The 18,587-nt window shown below is 62.9% G+C and carries 17 protein-coding genes and 1 pseudogene; 8 read left to right on the top strand and 10 right to left on the bottom strand.

Translation table 11 applies throughout. The features are described 5' to 3' along the window. Window positions 1-62: 62 nt before the first annotated feature. The 9 genes and pseudogenes from PO883_RS18110 to PO883_RS18070 all read right to left on the bottom strand — a co-directional run bounded on the left by PO883_RS18110 (window position 63) and on the right by PO883_RS18070 (window position 9,003). Window positions 63-497, bottom strand: a complete 435-nt coding sequence (locus tag PO883_RS18110) for a hypothetical protein (RefSeq protein ID WP_289311009.1) — start codon at window positions 495-497, stop codon at window positions 63-65. Between the two features lie 77 nt (window positions 498-574). Then, on the bottom strand, window positions 575-2,332 hold the full coding sequence (locus tag PO883_RS18105) for a TIGR02594 family protein (protein WP_289311008.1): 1,758 nt from the start codon (window positions 2,330-2,332) through the stop codon (window positions 575-577). Between the two features lie 8 nt (window positions 2,333-2,340). Further along, complete coding sequence (locus PO883_RS18100) at window positions 2,341-2,892, bottom strand: hypothetical protein (RefSeq protein ID WP_289311007.1); 552 nt, start codon at window positions 2,890-2,892, stop codon at window positions 2,341-2,343. Between the two features lie 3 nt (window positions 2,893-2,895). Then, on the bottom strand, window positions 2,896-5,727 hold the full coding sequence (locus tag PO883_RS18095) for a type VI secretion system Vgr family protein (RefSeq protein WP_289311006.1): 2,832 nt from the start codon (window positions 5,725-5,727) through the stop codon (window positions 2,896-2,898). 93 nt (window positions 5,728-5,820) lie between these two features. Beyond that, window positions 5,821-6,207, bottom strand: coding sequence for a hypothetical protein (locus tag PO883_RS18090; RefSeq protein ID WP_289311005.1), 387 nt, complete (start codon window positions 6,205-6,207; stop codon window positions 5,821-5,823). Beyond that, complete coding sequence (locus PO883_RS18085; RefSeq protein WP_289311004.1) at window positions 6,204-6,995, bottom strand: polymorphic toxin type 44 domain-containing protein; 792 nt, start codon at window positions 6,993-6,995, stop codon at window positions 6,204-6,206. The genes PO883_RS18090 and PO883_RS18085 overlap by 4 nt, the downstream gene beginning before the upstream one ends. Next, the gene (locus PO883_RS18080) at window positions 6,992-7,552 is read right to left on the bottom strand and encodes a PAAR domain-containing protein (protein ID WP_289311003.1); all 561 of its coding nucleotides are present in this window, start codon (window positions 7,550-7,552) and stop codon (window positions 6,992-6,994) included. The genes PO883_RS18085 and PO883_RS18080 overlap by 4 nt, the downstream gene beginning before the upstream one ends. Window positions 7,553-8,093: 541 nt before the next feature. Beyond that, window positions 8,094-8,219, bottom strand: a pseudogene (locus PO883_RS35150) (IS630 family transposase); the annotation flags it as partial. A gap of 43 nt (window positions 8,220-8,262) precedes the next feature. Next, a complete protein-coding gene (locus tag PO883_RS18070; protein WP_167085972.1) occupies window positions 8,263-9,003 on the bottom strand; it encodes a GntR family transcriptional regulator in 741 nt (246 codons plus the stop codon). 339 nt (window positions 9,004-9,342) lie between these two features. Between PO883_RS18070 and PO883_RS18065 the strand changes: the two genes are divergently transcribed. Beyond that, on the top strand, window positions 9,343-10,578 hold the full coding sequence (locus PO883_RS18065; protein WP_289311002.1) for a D-amino acid dehydrogenase: 1,236 nt from the start codon (window positions 9,343-9,345) through the stop codon (window positions 10,576-10,578). A gap of 70 nt (window positions 10,579-10,648) precedes the next feature. Here PO883_RS18065 and PO883_RS18060 read toward each other — a convergent pair whose 3' ends face one another. Then, a complete protein-coding gene (locus PO883_RS18060; protein ID WP_289311053.1) occupies window positions 10,649-11,098 on the bottom strand; it encodes a DUF2283 domain-containing protein in 450 nt (149 codons plus the stop codon). A gap of 45 nt (window positions 11,099-11,143) precedes the next feature. Between PO883_RS18060 and PO883_RS18055 the strand changes: the two genes are divergently transcribed. The 7 genes from PO883_RS18055 (at window position 11,144) to bioF (ending at window position 18,587) form a co-directional block, all read left to right on the top strand. Continuing rightward, a complete protein-coding gene (locus PO883_RS18055; protein WP_289311001.1) occupies window positions 11,144-12,220 on the top strand; it encodes a type IV toxin-antitoxin system AbiEi family antitoxin in 1,077 nt (358 codons plus the stop codon). After that, complete coding sequence (locus tag PO883_RS18050; protein ID WP_289311000.1) at window positions 12,210-13,067, top strand: nucleotidyl transferase AbiEii/AbiGii toxin family protein; 858 nt, start codon at window positions 12,210-12,212, stop codon at window positions 13,065-13,067. The genes PO883_RS18055 and PO883_RS18050 overlap by 11 nt, the downstream gene beginning before the upstream one ends. A 128-nt stretch (window positions 13,068-13,195) precedes the next feature. After that, window positions 13,196-13,621, top strand: coding sequence for a YchJ family protein (locus tag PO883_RS18045; RefSeq protein ID WP_289310999.1), 426 nt, complete (start codon window positions 13,196-13,198; stop codon window positions 13,619-13,621). 12 nt (window positions 13,622-13,633) lie between these two features. Next, window positions 13,634-15,241, top strand: coding sequence for a carboxyl transferase domain-containing protein (locus PO883_RS18040; RefSeq protein ID WP_289310998.1), 1,608 nt, complete (start codon window positions 13,634-13,636; stop codon window positions 15,239-15,241). Window positions 15,242-15,262: 21 nt separating this feature from the next. Further along, entirely contained in the window at window positions 15,263-16,048 is a 786-nt protein-coding gene (locus tag PO883_RS18035) for an enoyl-CoA hydratase/isomerase family protein (RefSeq protein WP_289310997.1), read from the top strand. Between the two features lie 4 nt (window positions 16,049-16,052). Continuing rightward, on the top strand, window positions 16,053-17,402 hold the full coding sequence (bioA, locus tag PO883_RS18030; protein WP_289310996.1) for an adenosylmethionine--8-amino-7-oxononanoate transaminase: 1,350 nt from the start codon (window positions 16,053-16,055) through the stop codon (window positions 17,400-17,402). 3 nt (window positions 17,403-17,405) lie between these two features. After that, window positions 17,406-18,587: an 8-amino-7-oxononanoate synthase gene (gene bioF, locus PO883_RS18025; RefSeq protein ID WP_289310995.1), complete on the top strand. Its 1,182-nt coding sequence runs from the start codon at window positions 17,406-17,408 to the stop codon at window positions 18,585-18,587.

Here is an 18,587-nt window from a genome sequence, read left to right as displayed (position 1 = left end):
CTGGGCAGAGCATTGGGGGTTGTGAGTTCGACCCCGGGAGCATCGCCTGCCGGGAGCGGCGCTTAAGGCGCAGCCAGCACAGGCAAGCTGGCCAAGGCCTTGCAGGCGGCGATATTGAATTTCTTTTGATCCGAGGCATCGCTGAGCGGCAAGCTCGATACCACGACCTTGACATCATCCGCGCCGGAAATGCCATACAGCCGCAGTTGCGTGCCCTGAACTTCATACGTCAACACGGCATCGAACCCACGCTTGAGGGTCTCGCTGCGAAAGCCGGTCAGGATCTTGCCAAGTTTCTTGTGTTTCGCTTTGTCCCTGACTGCGGCAAGTGCCAGTTCGCTGGTCAATTGCCGCGGCAAATCCGTGCTGCTCAGGCTTGCCAGGCTCAAGGCATAGTCGCCGCAGCTGATCATGTGCGCCGCATTGTCTGCCAACAGTTGCTTCACCGAGTCGGCGTAGGGCAGTGCCGTCTTGCCCGCGATGGCGGCAATGTGCAAGCCATCGGTCGAGCCGGCCTGGGCTGCAGCACTGCATCCCAGCGTGAGCAACAAGATCGTATGTTTAAGTGTCAGCATCATTGCGTTTTTTCGTTGGCGCCGTCTTTGACCACGGCAATCTGCAGGAAATTCTTGTTGACGTCATCGCTATCCACCGTTTCCGGTTCGCCTTGTGTTTTGGCATATTCTTCGTACGTGACGGGAATATAGAAAGCATGGAATTTCTGATCGAGTTGCACGCCTTTCAGCTTGAAACTGCCCGACACGCCCGTTACCCGATATTTGGACACCTTCAGGCAATCGCCCTGATTGCCGCCCAGGCCGGCAACTCTGCCATCGCTCGTGACGCCATACACGAACGTGACGTGTCCGGTGCCATGCGCCTTGCCCGTGCTGCGGACATAGTTGCGCATGACCATTATCGCACCATACACCGGCTTGCCGATTTTCTTGAACTTCTTGGAACTTGTAGGAAACTGCGACGAGGCACTCTTTTCGTACGGCGCCCCGGCCGTCTTGAGACAGTAATTGGCAAACGCGGCGCACCAAGGGGTATTCACCATCTCCCCGCCCATGCCCATCCGCTTGTGGAAATTGCCGGTCTTGGTAATGACGTCTTCTTCTTTTCCAGCCCATTTCCTGGCTTCTTCGATGGCGACCACCATCCAGGGCGCCGCTTTCTGGTCCACTGGCACGATGGCCAGCGGTTCGCCCTTGCCTTCCTTGCTGCGCGTGAGGGGCGCGCCTGCCGCCGGTGCGCTCGGGGCGGCTGCTTTGCCGCCTTGCGCTGCCGGCCTGGCGGCCGCCTTGGGCGCCGGCCGGGCCGCGCCACTCTGGTGCGTACTCGATGGCGGCCCGTAAATGCCGATGATCTGGCCGACGTAAATCTTGCTGGGGTCTTTGATGGCCTTGTTGTCCTTCATGATCGCGGCCACGCTGGTCTTGAAGCGCTCGGCCAGGATCGCCAGGGTTTCCTTGCGCGCCACCAGATGGTTGAATGGCTTGCGCGCCGGCGTGGTCACGCTCGCCGGTGGTTTCTTGGGCGCGGTCGGGGCTTCGTAACTGACCAGGTCGTGCAGCAGGACGTAGGCATTGGACACGCCATCCATGACGAATTCAAACTGTTTCTTCCATTCGCCCGCCACGTCGGCAAAATGGATTTCGGCTTTCTTGCCCGGCTCGGTGTGGGCAATCTTGGGCAGTTGGCCGTGCTGGTCGGTCTTTTTCTCGTAAGTCTTGTCGCCGATCTTGATTTGCACCGGTACGTCGGGCTTGGGCTTGGCGCCATCGGAGACGGTGACCGAGGTGGTGCCGATTTCTTTTTCCTTGCGCGTATGCTTCATGCCATGGAAACCTTCTTTCGCTTCCATGGCGTCGAGCACTTCCTCCAGCTTGGCGTCGGAAATGTCGGCAAGCTTGGTCGTAATCGGCAGGCCGGTATGCTTGCCGATGGCGTTGGCGTAGGCGAGCGGATCGTTATTGTCCGAAGCCGGTGCGTAGCCCATCATCATCTTGCCGGGGTGCTGGGGGTCGGGGATTCCGGTCAGCATGGTGTAGATGGTGCGCTGGTTATATTTGCGGCGAAGCAGCTTCTGTTTTTGCAGGCGACCTTCGGCATAGCTCTTGAAAATGAGGAAGCTGCCATTGCTCTTGGTTTTGCCAATGCCGATGGCGCCCATGATCAGCTTGGTGCCGGCGGGGCGCAGATTGCCGGGATTGTTGAAACGCCATGCGATGGTGCCGCCGGTGCGCAGCAGGTGCGTGCCGTCGTCCCCGGCGTAATCGACGGTCAGGATACTGGCATCGTACTTGGCACTGATGAATTCGCGGGTCATGACGCCTCCTATTTCTTCGACTTGGAGGAAACTTCTTTTTTCAGCACTTGCTCGACCGTCAATTTGGCGGTGGCCGGGTAGCTCGTGGCGGACGTCTTCTTGAAGGAGTAGGCCGGGCCGTCGGGATTGTCGTCGCCAGCCTCGGCCAGCTGGTACCAGCGCACCGCGATCGGCGCACGCGCGCCTGGCCGGGTTTCCGCGATCACCAGCTGGACGCCATCGGCACGCGCCAGCACGGCCGCATCGGCCACGGTTTGTTCGCCCTGTGAAATGCTGAACCATGTCAAGGCTTGCTCGGTCTGGCTGTCGAGCACGGGGACGTGCAGCCATTCGGCGCCGGCCTTGCTTTCAAAGTAGAACGTCAGGCTGCGCTTGTAGGAGGTGGTGTCCTGGTAGGTGCCATTGATGAGAATGAGTTTGCCGTCAAGGGCCTTCCACTGATGCATGCCTTGCTGTTGCGAACCGACGCTCGTGGCGGCGGGCGCCGCGCAGGCGCCATCAAGCGAGGCCAGGGCCAGGCAGCCGGCCAGTACCAAGTGGTTGAAAATGCTGTTGATCACGATTTATTCCTCGCCTTCGGGATTGGTAATGAGCTTGCCAAGCAGCTTGCTGTTCAGGTGGTACGACGCGTCGACCCCGGTCAACAGCGACGCGTAGGGGCCGAAGTCTTCGCTATCCTCGGCGACGCGCTCTTCATCTTCGTCGTGGTAATACTCATCCTCCGTCCGGTCGATCTCCGGCATGGGTTCGCCCGGATCGAGTTCGATGCTGCGCCAGCTATCGTCACCCAGATGCAGGATGAGCTGGTCGTTATCGGCAAACTCGAAGCGCGGCAGGCGGCCATCGGCGGCCAGCATGCCGGCGGCGAGCGCTTTGCCCATCTTGTCCAGGATTTGATAGGGCTTGCCGACCAGGCCCATTGCCTTGACCACGTCGTCGGCACCAGGGAAGGCAAAGCGCAGGCTGTGCGGCCCGAGCTCGGCAGCCGGCATGGCCGCGAACGAGGCGTCCAGACCCTGCGGGCCGGTCGCGGCATGGCTGGCCGCATGCACTTCCCACTTGGCGTCGGTGCCATGCTCGATCCCCTTGGCGCTGATGCGGATGAAACTGCCACCGGCGTGCAGCAGGATTTCCTGGTTGGCGCCAATCTCGATGCTTTGTTTGGTGCTGATCAGCTTGAGCACTTGCTCGGCAATGATTTCGACGTTGTCGCTCTGGGCCTGGATTTCGACCTTGCCCTTGGCGGCGAACAGCTTCATGCCCGCCTTGTAGACGAACACGCTGAGTTTGTCGGTCAGGCTGGCAAACAGGCTCTTGCCAGTCGTGATCGACAAATGCTCCCCCGTATTGAGTACGGTGTGGCGGTCGCTCTGGATATGCGTGCTGCGCGCGGTACTGCTGGCAATGCCGGCCGGGCTGGAGAGCACGAGTTGCGGCTCGCTCAGTTCGCCCTGGGCCTGGCCGCCGCCGCAGATGCCGTCGTTCTGGGCCTTCAAGGCGGCGCCAGCGGCGCCCTGATCGACATCGACGCGCTGCGCCAGGTGCAACTGGGCCAGATCGCTCAATTGCTCGTGGCGCTCGCGCGCGGCGGACAGGCGGCCGACCGTCTCGCCCATGTCCTTGGCGTGGCCGGCGGCATTGTTGCGCGGCTCGGTGGTGAGCAGCATGCCCATGCCGGCACGTGCCACGCCCCAAGCGTTGGTGGCCAGTTCCCACCCTTCGCCGCGCTCATCCTTGCGCCCGCTATTGTCTTCTATCCGGGTAATGTGGCCGAGCGAGAGCTGGCTGTGCTGGTGATCGCTCTTGAGCTGGGCCTGAATTTTGTTGTAGGTGTCATCCAGGATCAGGTGGTTGCTGCGCCCGCCTGCGGCATTGCCGGTGTGCGGCCCCAGCTCGCGGCTACGCAGGCCGGTGAGGGCGTGCTGGGTCGGCTGCTGCCATGGCGGCATATGGCGCTCGTTAAACACGCTGCCGGTGACGATCGGGCGGTCGGGCGAGCCGCCCAGCCACTGCACGATCACTTCGCTGCCCACGCGTGGCACGGCCGCAGCGCCCAGTTCGCTGCCAGCCCAGGAACTGGCCACGCGCAGCCAGGCCGAGCTGCGCTCATCGTTGGCACCCTCGCGGTCCCAGTGGAACTGGACGCGGATGCGGCCGTACTGGTCGGTGTGGATGCTGTCCGGACCGTGCGGCCCTACCACGGTCGCCGTTTGGGGCGCCAGGATTTGCGTGTTGTTACTATTAAAGCCGCGCCCCGGACGCCACGGTATCTGCCTGCGGATGCAGCGCATGGTATTGCTGTATTGAGCCGGCTGGGTATTCTGCAAATAATTGTTACGCGCCGTGTGGCGCACTTCGAGCACCAGGAATTGATGCTTGCCGGGGTTGTCGAGGTGGCCGGCGACACTTTCCTGGAAATGGTCGCGCAGGTAAAACCAGCGGCCCGGCTGGAGGTAGCGGTTGTTGCCGCTGCCTTCGAAGTACTTGGCATCGGCTTCCGCTTCTTCCATGCGCAACTGCGCCATGCGATCGGCTTCCTGGCGGCCGTTGAACCCATAGGCCCCGGTATATTCGTAGGACTCCACATGCAGCACGTTGCCCTGCTGGTTCACGGTGGGCATGCTGGCCTGGAGCGGCACAGGATGCTTGAAATTAAAGCCGGACAAGGCGACGCTGGACGGGGCGATGCTGCGCAGCGGCGACCATTGGCCGATCCCGTCTTCTTCGGTGGCGCCGCCATGACGCTGAAAGCGCACCAGGCCAGTGCCGTCGATGGCATCGGCCTGGCGCGAATCGTCCGACAGCACCAGCTGGTGGCCACTGGCGCTGTGTTCGTACCAGTAGTGCCAGCCGGCCGCTTCCCAGCGCCGGTGCAGGTAGTTATGGTCGGTCTCGTCGAACTGGCAGGCATCGGTCATCGGTGGATCTTCACCATGGATGCGGCAATCCCAGTCTGGCAGGGTGGCGTAATCGTCGAAAATGCCATGGGTCTGGTCGTGCAGCGATTTGCCGTGGAACAGGTAGTTGTCCTTGCGCAGGCTGAGATACTTTACCCACGGCCCCAGCAGTGCCTCATAAAAGGCGAAACCGCCATCGGTGGTGACCAGGCGGAAGCTGAACACATAGCCACTGAAATAGCGCAGGCTGCCATCGCCGCGTACCAGCTCGACCGTCATGAGCTTGCCCTGCAAATCCTTCAAGGCAAGCGTTGCGCTGTTCGAGAGCAGTTCAACCCGGTACTCAAAGTCGCGCGAGATGGATTCGACCGCATCGAGCTGGTTGACCAGCAACAGTGCGCCAATCCCATCATCCTGGGGAAATGACACGCGCAGGATGCGCCGGTGCTGGGCACTGGCGCCTATGAGCTCCTCGATCGACTGGATCACTTTTTTCATCCGATTTTTCCCTGTCAAGTACCTGGTACGACGCGTTTCATTTGATAAAGACGTGCAAAAGTGGCGCAAATCCTACCACACATGCAAAATTATTTAATTGACACCAATGCGCGCCAGGAAATCGGTCTTGACGGCGGTGCTTTTGATGCGGGTATCGGCACCGATGTAGACGTCGACGCGGCTGAACGGCGGTTTGATCTCCACTTCGTCACGGCTGGCCAGCGGCAGGCTCACATTGATGAAATACGCGGCGTGAGGGCGACGGGCGGTGCGAAATTGCCGGCTGGTGCCGGGCTGAATGACGTCCTTGGTAATGTCGTTGTCTTCATTAAAGAAAAAGCCCACCGGCTCGCCGCCGCCTGCAGCGTAGTGCAACACCACCAGGGGAGCGCTGTGCGCAAAGACGGCAAGCGCCAGCCCGAGCATGCCCAGCACCCCAACGCCAGCGAACAGCTTGCCTCGCATCGACGCCTTCTTCATGCCGGACATTCATGCACGCGCTTGGCGACATTGATGCCTTTGCCCCAGGGCATTGGCACCCCGGCGATGGCCTTGAGCAGCACGGCCACGGTCAGCGCCGCCGGCTTGGTCTGCTGGTACAGGGTGACCCCCAGCTTGATGGAAATATGGTCGGGAATATCGTCGAAGGTATTGGCCCAGGCGCCGTTTTCCGGATGGTTCTGGACGGTCGGGCGGCGCAGGGACGACACGTCGCGCATGATGTCGCTGCCGGCCTGGGCCAGTCCGGCGCCACCGAGCAGTTCGTCGGGGCTGAAGCCGCAGGCGGCGCCCACGTAGCCGTAGTGAATGTTTGACCAGATATCGTAAAAATAGTCTTCATTGCCATAGCGCTGCCAGCCGGCGCGGAAGATCTTCTGCTTGCGCAGGCGCGCACTTAAGATGGGCTTGTGGTCCCACGGGCGGTTTGGCCCCACCCGTTCGGCCCAGATAGTGTAGGCGGCCAGTTTCTGGCCGGCGCTGATGCTGCCATAGTCAGGTGGACCGCCAATCTTGGCGTACCACGGCATGGCATTCCAGGCCTTCATTTCCTTGGCGATGTCGTAAGCGTTCGCCGCCATCATTTTCTTGCCTTCTTCGCTGAACGGATTGCGCTGCATTTCCGTGATCATATACGCGGCAATCGGCACCACATCGTTGCCGTGGTCGCACACGTGCAGTTTTTTGGCCTTGGCATCGGCCAGCGGGGTGGTGTTGGTGGCCCCCACCAGCCGCATGGGCTTGCCTTGTTTGTCGAGCACGGCGCTCATACGTTGTCTTCCAGATAGATACGGACGTGTTCAGCTTCCAGGGTCTGCTTGAGCAGATGGGTGTGTCCACCGGCGTCCGTGGTGCCGTGTTCGATGCTGCCGTCGTCGCGCTCGATGGCGTAGGCGGCATGGGCCAGCGGCTTGCCGTCGCTCACACCCAGCAGTACGTAACGGTCGTCGTACTGGCCGGGCAACCAAGGTGCGTCGGCCACGGCTTCGGGCGCGCCGTCGCCCGTCGCCAGCGCATCGGCAGCCGGCTGGAAGTAAGCCGTCACGAGCGGCGCGCCCGACGGATCGGCAATGCCGTGTATGCCATTGAGGGTGGACGCAAGCGGGCAGCCGCCGCTGGTTTTGTCACCATGCAAAGCCTGTGGCAAGCCGTCAGGCAAGGTGAAGTGATGCTCGCCGGCCGTCACCACGCAGTTGTAAGGGCAAGCCATCGGGCTGCCGTGGTGGGCGAGGGCCTTGCCGTGGCTGGTGTAGGTGGGGTGGCCCAGCTTGACGCTAGCGCCGCAGGCGGCGCTATCGCCTTCACGTATCCAGCCAATGATGTTCATGGTCGTCGCACCGTTAGTGTTTTATTTGCACAAAAATAGTAACTGTTCAGTCACTATGACAGCTAGGTAAAAAGCCACCGTTTTTGCTAAAAAATTGGGCCAATCTCGGCGTCTATGCATCTTTTTTTAAGAAAAACTCGATGGCTTTCGATAGCTCTTCATAGGGGCTGAACAATTATCAAAAATACACATTAGTATTTTAGCAGCAAAAATGCACGCATGCTCGTTAACCGTTCAACGTTGATGAAATGACAGGTAATATCCTTAGAAAATCTAGTGTGGTGAGTTAGAAATTCGCAGAAAAAATCGCTCTATGCTGGCGAGGATCAGTCGGCCGATTTTGTCCAGACGAAGGGCTTGGGTTCGGCGTTATTCAGTGCCAGGCAAGAGCGAATAGCATCCTTCAACTGACGGGGACCTCGAACAACCTGCTGCGCGGCGCAAGTTTCGCCCTGCGATGCTCACCGTACCTTCGTACGGATGCGCTTCTCTGACGAAACTTGCACCGCTCGCGACGGTGTTTCGAGGCCCCCTGACGTGTGGAACGATGCGTTCCGCGCCGAATCTGCTTTTCGGTCAAGGTGGCAAACCAGCCCTCGACCTGGTTGAACCACGACGCCGAAGTTGGTGTGAAATGGGCATGGAACCGAGGATGGCCTGAATGCCAAACGGGCGGCGTTCAGGATGAAAGGGACAAGAACGCGACGGCATCAGGCGACGCGGCGCATCTCCGCCACGAAGTCGTAATGGTCGCTGCGGCAATACGAATGGGTCAGCTCGACCGCCTGGCCCGATTCCAGGTAGCCGACCCGCGTGATGTACAGCACCGCCTGGCCTTCGGGCACGCCGAGCTGGCCGGCCAGCACGGCGCCGGCATTCATGGCGCGGATATGTTGCAGTGCACGCACGGGGGTGTGGCCGGTGGTGGCCAGGTGCTCGTACAGGGAGTTGCCGACCGCGTCAGGGCGGGGCAGCACGCTGGCGGGAATCACGCTCACTTCGTAGGCCATGACCACATCGTCGGCCAGGCGCAGGCGTTCGAGGCGGGCCACGCGGGCATTCGGCGACAAGCCCAGGCTCAGCTGCTCGTCGGCGCTGGCGGCGATCACCGAGCGGCTGAGCCATTGCGAACCGGGACGGTAGCCGCGCTGCTGCAACTGCTCGGAAAAGCTGGACAGGTTGGACAGGGGCTGTTCGATGCGCGGCGCCACGTAGTTGCCCGAGCCGCGCCGGCGCACCACCAGGCCCTGCTCGACCAGCTGGTCGATGGCCTTGCGCGCGGTCACGCGCGAGACGTCGAGCTGCTCGGAGAGCAAGCGTTCGGACGGCAGCGCCTGGTCGACCTGATAGCGCCCGTCGCGCACATCCTGGATCAGTTTGCGCGCCACTTGCATGTACAGCGGGGAATTGTCGTTCAAATCGACCTTGAAATCGGTGTGGGTAGTGCTCATTACGGTTCCGCTCATGGTCATCCTGTGCTGCCGCCCTGCTGGCGTGCGCATCAGTGTAATTGTCATGCCGCCGCCGGTCAGCAGGCGCCGGTATGACATTATCCACGGCGCGCATACCGGCACGTGATAGCGGCTCGCCATGCATTCTAGCCTGATTGGCTGCCCGGCTCGCGCGCCATTCTGGAAATTTTATGCCATGCTGGCAAAGGCGCCAGACTTATTAGCGCATAGACAAGACCCATGAATAGCGCGTATGGGCCCCGGCGCGGGATTGAGTGGCGGGCGCGGCGCGCTGTGCGTAAGCTGCTGCCATGGGCGTAGCGAGATAGGTGAAGCGGCATGCGGGAAGTGATCGTGATCGGCGGCGGGGTGGTGGGACTGGCATCGGCCTGGTGGCTGCTGGAGGCCGGCTTCGGCGTGACCTTGCTCGAACGCGAGGAGACGCTGGGCGCCGGCGCCAGTTTCCGCAATGGCGGCCAGCTCAGCTACCGCTACGTGGCCCCGTTCGCCGATGCCGGGGTGCCGCTCAAGGCGCTGCGCTGGCTGTTGCAAAAAGACGGGCCGCTGCGCTTCCGGCCCGAGGCCGACCGCCGCCAGTGGCGCTGGCTGGCACAGTTCGTCGCGCACTGCGATGCCGGCATCCATCGCCGCACCACGGCGCGCCTGCTCCAGCTTGGCGAACTGAGCCGCAGCGCGATGGGGCAGCTGGACGGCATCCTTCCTAAAGATGAGTTCGGCTGGCGCGAGGCGGGCAAGCTGGTGGTGTACCGCTCTCCCAAGGCCTTCGAGGTGGCGGCGCGGCTTGCAGCGGGCGCCGAGGTGCTGTCGGCGGCCGCCTGCGTGGCGGCCGAACCGGCGCTGGCGGCGGCGCAAGCGGTGCTGGCCGGCGGCGTGTTCAACCGGGGCGAGGCGGTGGCCGACTGCCATGCGTTTTGTCGCGGGCTGGGGCAGCGCCTGCGCGCCCATCCGCGCTTTCGCGGCATCGTGCGCGGCGAGGCGCGCGGGTTTCTGCTTGAAAAGGGCAGGGTGGCGTGGCTCGATACCAGTGCCGGCATGCTGGCGGCGGACGATTATGTGCTGGCGGCGGGCATCCGCAGCCGCACCCTGGCGGCCACGGCGGGCATCTACCTGCCGCTGTATCCGCTCAAGGGCTACAGCCTGAGCGCGCCGGTGCGGCCGAGGGACTGCCCGCCGCAGATCAGCGTGACCGACTTCGAGCGCAAGGTGCTGTATGCGCGCATCGGCGGCCAGCTGCGCGTGGCGGCCATGGTCGATATGGTGGGGGAGGATGCATCGCTCGACGCGGGCCGGATCGCCGGGCTGCTGCGCCAGGCGCGCGCGGTGATGCCGCGGGCGGGCGATTACGAGGCGATGACGGCGTGGGCCGGCTTGCGGCCAGCCACGCCCAGCAGCGCGCCGATCATCGGGGCTACGCCCTTGCCTAACCTGTGGCTCAACGTGGGGCACGGACCGCTGGGGTTTACGTTTGCGTGCGGCTCGGCCAGCATCCTGGCCGCTGTAATGCGCGGCGAGGCGCCGCCGATCAGTTTGGAGGGGCTCGCTCTGCGTGGCTGACGAACAATTGCGCAGGGTTGACGGCGACGGGCTGCGGGTCGGCCGCCACGGTTCTGTTCGAACGCGGCCCCTATGTCAGGATTTCGATGCCGATAAGGCGTCCGGCAGCGTCGAAGTCCATGTAAATATCCGCGCCTTCATAGGCGATGAGGTCGGACAGACGCAGCATTTTTTTGACACAGCCAGACCTGCCCTCCGCCGGGTGATCGGGAAGACTCAGGTACGCAATCTGGCCGTCAACTTCAGGATCGTAGTCCGGATCCTCTTCAAGATCCGCTTCAGAAATCTTTAATTCAATTTTTCCGAGGTGCTCAGGGTTTGCATGAGGGCTTATTGCGCCTGGCGGCATTTCTGGCATCGGCACCGCGCGACGCCAACAGGTGGACGTTATTGCCGCCACACAAGGTGAGTTCATACCTGTTGCCGAGGCAACTGTGTAAAACGCTTCGAGCTTGTTCAAAAGCACGCCATGTTCACGATTCGTGAACATGGAAAAAATATGAACAAAGCTTGACAGCATGTTCAAAGACGCTCAATGTTCATGTAACGTGAACATGGAAGAAAAATGAACGCTTCAGCTCCACTCCTGAACAGCAGGCAGCGAAACGCCGAGCTCGTACTCGAGATCGCTATCGATGCCTTGGCCACCACGACCGGCATTACCGGGCAAGTGCGCGCATTCCAGCCAAGGAATGAACACGGAAGCGGTGCGGATGCGGAGCTTGAGCTGTCCGTCGACGGCAGGTCGTATCGCTATCTCGTCGAGATCAAACACATCGACCGCATGGCGATGCTGCATCAGGTCAAGCAGCGATTCGCCGAAGCGCCCTGCCCATGCCTGCTGGTGGCGCCAAGAATGTCAGCCGAACTGGCCGGCAAATGCCGTGACATCGGCGTGCAATTCATCGATGCCGATGGCAATGCATACCTGCAAGCGCCAGGCATGCTGGTATTCGTCAAGGGACAACGCCCCAGCAAGGACGGCGCACTCAACGCGGCTCTAAGCGACGGCGTCCGTGCCGTCGGTCCCAGCGCTTTACGACTGGCCTTCGTGCTGCTTTGCGCACCTGAACTGCTGAACGCACCGTATCGCGTTCTCAGCCAGGCTGCCGGCGTCTCGCTTGGCGCCATCGGTGCGATCATCCAGGACCTCGCAAGGCGGGGATACATCAACCATGCCAAGAGCGGCCGCCGCTTCCTGGAAAAGAACAGGCTGATGAACGAATGGGTGACGATGTACCCGATCGTGCTACGCCCGAAACTCGCTGCGCGGCGCTTCCGGGCATTGGAGCGCGACTGGTGGAAAAGCGTCGATATCGGCCAATTCGACGCGGCGTGGGGCGGCGAAGTAGCGGCCGACCAATTGACTGGTTACCTCAAGCCCGAAAAAATCACCATCTACATGCACAGCGCCAGCATGCGGCAAAACCTGGGCAAGCTGGTCATTCAAAACAAGTTGCGGGCCGATCCGGATGGAGACATCGAAATACTGGAAAAGTTCTGGGAGCTGCCGCAGATCGACAAAGCAACGCCAGCCAGCGTACCGCCGCTGCTCGCCTACGCCGATCTGGTCGCCAGCATGGAGCCGCGCAATCTCGAAGTTGCCACGATGATCTACCAAGATCTGAAAAATGCGAACTGAACTCCAACTCAAGACTCCCATCGATGACGCCACCTTTGCCGTGATTCGCGAAATCGGGCACGCCGCCGCCGCACTGGGCCACAACGCCTTGCTGGTAGGCGCCACGGCGCGGATCATCCTTGTCGAACACGTGTTCGGCCTGCCTGCGGGCAGAGCGACAAGGGACGTCGATTTTGCCTTCGCAATCGACACTTGGGACCAATTCGACGCGCTGCGGCAGCGCTTGATTGGCCAGCACCAGTTTCAAGCGGATGCGCATACCCTTCACAAACTTTACTACCGGCCGACGGCAGCGCCACATGCAATCCCCGTCGACCTCGTACCATTCGGCACCCTGGGTGGCGAGCGCGAGGAAATTCGCTGGCCGCCAGACATGGCGATCGTGATGAATGTGGCTGGGTTTGCTGACGCGCTCGCATCGGCGGTCAGCGTGGAGATTGGTGCGGGCGTCAGCGTGGCGATCGCATCCCTCCCCGCCATCGCCGTACTGAAACTGTTCGCGTGGCGCGACAGAAGGCGGGGCACCCACAAGGACGCTACCGATCTGACGGCGTTGATGCTTCTCTATCACGACATCGACCAGGAGCGCGTCTACACCGTTCCTGAGGAGGTACTTGAGGACGTTGACTTCGACATTGAGCTGGGCGGCGTATGGCTGCTGGGGAACGATGCACGCAAGTTAAGCCTTGCGCCGACGACGGAAAAACTGACTGCGATGCTGGCCGACACGGCTCAAACCGATGCCCTGATCAGCGACATGGCCCGCGCACTGCTCACCAAGGCCGACCCGGATGGCCACGCAGCCAGGCTGCTGGGACAGTTCAAGGCAGGCTTCGGCGTACAGTAGCAAATACAGGCCGCTCCAAACCACCCCTGCGCCGCATCCGCGCTCTGTCCGCACGCACATACGCACGCCGCGCCGTCAATGCCGGCAATATGGCGGATAATTGCAAGATTCCGTTTTTGCAAACAACCATGCCCTCTCCCTCCATCTGCCCCTGCGGCGGCGCCTCCTTCGCCACTTGCTGCGCCCCATTCCTGGCGGGCGAGGCGGTGCCGCCGAGCGCCGAAACCCTGATGCGCTCGCGCTACACCGCCTACACCCTGGGCAAGGAAGCCTACCTGCGCGCCACCTGGCACCCGAGCACGGTCCCGGCCGAGCCCATCGTCGGCGAAAACGAACAAACCCGCTGGCTGGGACTGGAGATTAAATCTGCTTTACGTTTACGTAAACGTCAAGCAAACCTGCTAGAATCGCCGGACGCCGATACCGTAGAATTCGTCGCCCGCTACAAGATTGGCGGGCGCGCGCAGCGCCTGCACGAAGTGAGCCGTTTCGTCCGCGAGACCCACGACGGGGTGGCGCGCTGGTACTACCTGGACGGCAGTTTCCCGGACTAAAAAAGGATCGCAATGCCCCATATCGACAGCAAACTCAATCCGCGCAGCGACGACTTCAAGGCCAACGCCGCGGCCATGCAACGCATCGTCGACGACCTGCGCGCCAAGGTCACCGCGGCCGCCGCCGGCGGAGGCGAGGCCGCCAGCGCCAAGCATGTCGCGCGCGGCAAGCTGCTGCCGCGCGACCGCGTGCAGATGCTGCTCGATCCCGGCACGCCCTTCCTCGAATTTTCCCAGCTGGCCGCGTACGAGATGTACGACGGTGCCGCGCCGGCCGCCGGCATCATCACCGGCATCGGCCGCGTGTCCGGCCAGGAGTGCGTGATCGTCTGTAACGATGCCACCGTCAAGGGCGGCACCTATTACCCGATGACGGTCAAGAAGCACTTGCGCGCGCAGGAAATCGCCGACCAGAACCACCTGCCTTGCATCTACCTGGTCGACTCGGGCGGCGCCAACCTGCCGAACCAGGACGACGTCTTCCCCGACCGCGACCATTTCGGCCGCATCTTCTTCAACCAGGCCAATTTATCAAGCAAGGGCATCCCGCAGATCGCCGTCGTCATGGGTTCGTGCACCGCCGGCGGCGCCTACGTGCCGGCCATGAGCGACGAATCGATCATCGTCAAGGAACAGGGCACCATTTTCCTGGGCGGCCCGCCGCTGGTGAAAGCGGCCACCGGCGAAGTGGTCACGGCCGAAGACCTGGGCGGCGGCGACGTGCACACGCGCCTGTCCGGCGTGGTCGACCACCTGGCGCAGAACGACCTGCACGCCCTCTCCCTGGCACGCACCATCGTGTCGAACCTGAACCGCGTGAAACCGGCCCAGATGGCGCTGCGCGAGTCCGTCGAACCCAAATACGCGCCGGAAGAACTGTACGGCGTCATTCCCGTCGATACGCGCAAACCTTTCGATGTGCGCGAAGTCATCGCCCGCATCGTCGACGGCAGCGACTTCGACGAATTCAAGGCGCGCTACGGCACCACGCTCATTTGCGGCTTCGCCCATATCTACGGCGTCAAGGTCGGCATCATCGCCAACAATGGCATTTTGTTTTCCGAGTCGGCCTTGAAAGGCACGCACTTCATCGAACTGTGCTGCCAGCGCAAGATCCCGCTGGTGTTCCTGCAAAATATCACCGGCTTCATGGTCGGGCGCAAATACGAAAACGAAGGCATCGCCCGCAACGGCGCCAAGATGGTCACGGCGGTCGCCACGGCGGCGGTGCCGAAGTTCACGGTCATCATCGGCGGCAGCTTCGGGGCCGGCAATTACGGCATGTGCGGCCGTGCGTTCTCGCCGCGCTTCCTGTGGATGTGGCCTAACGCGCGCATCTCGGTGATGGGCGGCGACCAGGCCGCGTCGGTGCTGGCCACGGTCAAGCGCGACGGCATCGAAGGCAAGGGCGGCCAGTGGTCGGCGGACGAAGAAGCCGCCTTCAAGCAGCCCATCAAGGAACAGTACGAACACCAGGGCCACCCTTACTACGCCACCGCGCGCCTGTGGGACGATGGCGTGATCGATCCGGCCGACACCCGCATGGTGCTCGGCCTGGGCCTGTCGGCCGCCCTCAACGCGGAGATTGCCGACACGAAGTTCGGCGTCTTCCGCATGTAAAGCAATAGGTAAAGGAATCGCATGGAATATCAGACACTCGCCGTTTCAATCGCCGACCGCGTCGCCACCGTCACCCTGAACCGTCCGGACGTGCGCAACGCGTTCAACGAAATCACCATCGCCGAACTGTCGCTGGCCTTCGATGAACTGGGACGCGGCGACGATATCCGCGCCATCGTGCTCGATGCGAACGGCCCGGCCTTCTGCGCCGGCGCGGACCTGAACTGGATGAAAAAAATGGCCGGCTACTCGCACGCCGAAAACAGCGAGGATGCCGCCAAGCTGGCCGAGATGCTGCGCGCGATCTACCTGTGTCCGAAACCGGTGGTCGCCAAGATCCAGGGCGACTGCTATGCCGGTGGCATGGGCCTGGTCGCCGCCTGCGACATCGCGGTCTCCGTCAACAGCGCCAGCTTCTGCCTGTCCGAAGTCAAGCTGGGCCTGATCCCGGCGACCATTTCGCCGTACGTGATCCGCGCCATGGGCGAAAACGCGGCGCGCCGCTACTTCCTCACGGCCGAAAAATTCAGCGCCCAGGAAGCGCACCGCATCGGCTTCGTGCACGACATCGTGCCGGCCGACGCGCTCGACGCGCATGTGGCGGCGATCGTCAACGCGCTGGTCACCAGCAGCCCGAGCGCCGTGCGCGAAGCCAAGGTGCTGGTGCGCGAGATCACCGGCAAGGCGGTCGACGCGGCGATGGTGGTCGACACCGCCGAGCGCATCGCCAAGGTACGCGCGTCCGATGAAGGTCGCGAAGGCGTCGCGTCCTTCCTCGAAAAACGCAAGCCTTCGTGGCTGGTGTGACGTGATGGCGGACATGCCCCAGGATTGGGTAGCGCGCAGCCTGCGCAGCGTGTGGCACCCGTGCACGCAGATGCAGCACCATGCGCATGGTGAAAACAGTGTTCCCCTGATCCCCGTCAGCCACGGGCGCGGCGCGTGGTTGTACGACCATGAAGGCAAGCGCTATCTGGATGCCATCAGTTCGTGGTGGGTCAACCTGTTCGGCCACGCCAACCCGGTCATCAACGCGGCGCTGAAAGACCAGCTGGACCGGCTGGAGCACGCCATGCTGGCCGGCTTCACGCACGAACCGGTGGTGCGCCTGTCGGAGCAGTTGTCCGAGATGACCGGCAAGGTGCTCGGCCACGCGTTCTACGCGTCGGACGGGGCATCGGCGGTCGAAATCGCACTGAAAATGAGTTTTCATGCGTGGCGCAATGCGGGCCTGACCGACAAGCAGGAATTCGTCTGCCTGCAGGGCAGCTACCACGGCGAAACCATCGGTGCACTGGCCGTCACCGATGTGGCCCTGTTCAAGGATGCCTACGGCCCGCTGCTGCGCGCGGCCCGCGTGGTGACGTCCCCGGACGCGCGCAATGCGATCGAGGGCGAAAGCGCCCAGGATGTGGCGCGCCGCGCCGCCGCCGACGTGGAAAAGCTGTTCGAGGAACGCGCCGGCCACATCGCCGCCATCATCATCGAACCGCTGGTCCAGTGCGCGACCGGCATGGCGATGCACGACCCGCTGTACCTGACGCTGGTGCGCGAACTGTGCGACCGCTTCCAGGTGCACATGATCCTCGACGAAATCGCGGTTGGCTGCGGACGCACCGGCACCTTTTTCGCCTGCGAGCAGGCCGCCATCTGGCCCGACTTCCTGTGCCTGTCGAAAGGCATCAGCGGCGGCTACCTGCCGCTCTCGCTCGTGCTCACGCGCGACGAGGTGTACCAGGCCTTCTACAGCGCCGACGTCACACGCGGCTTTCTGCATTCGCACTCGTACACCGGCAACCCGCTGGCCTGCCGCGCGGCGCTGGCGACCTTGCAGATCTTCCAGGACGACGACGTATTGAACCGCAACCGCGCACGCGCCACGCGTCTGACAACAGCGCTGACGCCTCTGGCCGAACATGAGCGCGTGCGCAATTTCCGCCAGCGCGGCATGATCTGGGCCTTCGATGCGGTCGAACCCGACGCCGCGCGCGCCGCCACCTTTTCGCGCCGCTTCTTTGCCAGCGCGCTGGAAAACGAACTGCTGCTGCGCCCCATCGGCCGCACCGTCTACCTGATGCCGCCGTACATTCTCTCCGACGAGGAAAGCGACGGCCTGGCCGAGCGCACCCGCGCCGTGTTCGACACCGTGATCGCGAGCTGACCGATGAAGCTGATTGATGCAATCGAGCGCCAACTGCGCCAGTTGGACGAGCAAAGCCTGACGCGCGAACGGCGCGTGGTGGACACGCCCTGCAAGCCGCGCCTGATGGTGAACGGCCGCGCGCTGCTGGCTTTTGCCAGCAACGATTACCTTGGCCTGGCGGCGCACCCGCGCGTGGTCGATGCGCTGCGCGAAGGCGCGGACCTGTACGGCGCCGGCAGCGGCGCCTCGCACCTGATATCGGGCCACAGCGTGGCGCACCAGCGGCTCGAAGAGCGGCTGGCGGAATTCATCGGCCCGCACTTCGAATCGCCGCGCGCGCTGAGCTTTTGCACCGGCTACATGGCCAACCTGGCGATCCTGACCGCGCTCGGCGCCGATGGCGATGCCCAGATTTTTTCCGAGTCGCTGAACCACGCCTCGCTGATCGACGGCGCCAGGCTGGCGCGCGCCGCCGTCAAGGTCTATCCGCACGCGGACCTGGCGGCCCTGGGCGCCCTGCTGGCCGCCAGCAATGCCACCGCCAAGCTGGTGGTCACCGACAGCGTCTTCAGCATGGATGGCGACATCGCCCCCCTGCCCGAACTGCTGGCGCTGTGCGAGCAGCATGACGCGTGGCTGGTGATCGACGACGCCCATGGCTTTGGCGTTCTCGGCGCGCACGGACGCGGCGCGCTCGAACACTTCAATCTGCGCTCGCCGAATATCGTCTACATGGGCACCCTGGGCAAGGCGGCCGGCGTCGGCGGCGCTTTTGTCGCGGCGCACGCCAGCGTGATCGAACTGATGATCCAGCGCGGCCGGCCCTACATCTACACCACCGCGGCGCCGCCGGCGCTGGCGCATGCGCTGATGACCAGCATCGGCATCATCAGCGGCGACGAAGGCGCCTCGCGCCGCGCCCACTTGCAGTCGCTGATCGCGGCGTTCGATGAACAGATTGACCTGAAACGCTGGCAGCGCGTGCCATCGACCACCGCGATCCAGGCGATCGTCATCGGCACCAACGAAGAAGTGCTGCGCATCGGCGCCGGCCTGCACGGGCATGGCCTGTGGGTGCCGGCGATCCGGCCTCCGACCGTGCCCGAAGGGACGGCCCGCCTGCGCGTGACCCTGTCGGCCGCGCACACGCATGAAGAAGTCGCGCAGCTCGCCGCTGTGCTCAACGACCTGGAAAGGACGTGA

The organism is Massilia sp. DJPM01 (genome assembly GCF_030348125.1).
Classification (GTDB): Bacteria; Pseudomonadota; Gammaproteobacteria; order Burkholderiales; family Burkholderiaceae_D; genus Telluria_A; species Telluria_A frigida.
The sequence above is the reverse complement of the archived record's forward strand: the minus strand, read 5'-3'. Positions and strand labels throughout refer to the sequence as shown.

What these genes read in the sequence shown, in the direction of transcription:
- PO883_RS18105 (WP_289311008.1), bottom strand. Translation starts at nt 2,332, where the DNA reads ATGACCCGCGAATTCATCAGTGCCAAGTACGATGCCAGTATCCTGACC.
- PO883_RS18095 (WP_289311006.1), bottom strand. Translation starts at nt 5,727, where the DNA reads ATGAAAAAAGTGATCCAGTCGATCGAGGAGCTCATAGGCGCCAGTGCC.
- PO883_RS18090 (WP_289311005.1), bottom strand. Translation starts at nt 6,207, where the DNA reads ATGAAGAAGGCGTCGATGCGAGGCAAGCTGTTCGCTGGCGTTGGGGTG.
- PO883_RS18085 (WP_289311004.1), bottom strand. Translation starts at nt 6,995, where the DNA reads ATGAGCGCCGTGCTCGACAAACAAGGCAAGCCCATGCGGCTGGTGGGG.
- PO883_RS18080 (WP_289311003.1), bottom strand. Translation starts at nt 7,552, where the DNA reads ATGAACATCATTGGCTGGATACGTGAAGGCGATAGCGCCGCCTGCGGC.
- PO883_RS18070 (WP_167085972.1), bottom strand. Translation starts at nt 9,003, where the DNA reads ATGAGCACTACCCACACCGATTTCAAGGTCGATTTGAACGACAATTCC.
- PO883_RS18065 (WP_289311002.1), top strand. Translation starts at nt 9,343, where the DNA reads ATGCGGGAAGTGATCGTGATCGGCGGCGGGGTGGTGGGACTGGCATCG.
- PO883_RS18060 (WP_289311053.1), bottom strand. Translation starts at nt 11,098, where the DNA reads ATGCTGTCAAGCTTTGTTCATATTTTTTCCATGTTCACGAATCGTGAA.
- PO883_RS18055 (WP_289311001.1), top strand. Translation starts at nt 11,144, where the DNA reads ATGAACGCTTCAGCTCCACTCCTGAACAGCAGGCAGCGAAACGCCGAG.
- PO883_RS18050 (WP_289311000.1), top strand. Translation starts at nt 12,210, where the DNA reads ATGCGAACTGAACTCCAACTCAAGACTCCCATCGATGACGCCACCTTT.
- PO883_RS18045 (WP_289310999.1), top strand. Translation starts at nt 13,196, where the DNA reads ATGCCCTCTCCCTCCATCTGCCCCTGCGGCGGCGCCTCCTTCGCCACT.
- PO883_RS18040 (WP_289310998.1), top strand. Translation starts at nt 13,634, where the DNA reads ATGCCCCATATCGACAGCAAACTCAATCCGCGCAGCGACGACTTCAAG.
- PO883_RS18035 (WP_289310997.1), top strand. Translation starts at nt 15,263, where the DNA reads ATGGAATATCAGACACTCGCCGTTTCAATCGCCGACCGCGTCGCCACC.
- bioA (WP_289310996.1), top strand. Translation starts at nt 16,053, where the DNA reads ATGGCGGACATGCCCCAGGATTGGGTAGCGCGCAGCCTGCGCAGCGTG.
- bioF (WP_289310995.1), top strand. Translation starts at nt 17,406, where the DNA reads ATGAAGCTGATTGATGCAATCGAGCGCCAACTGCGCCAGTTGGACGAG.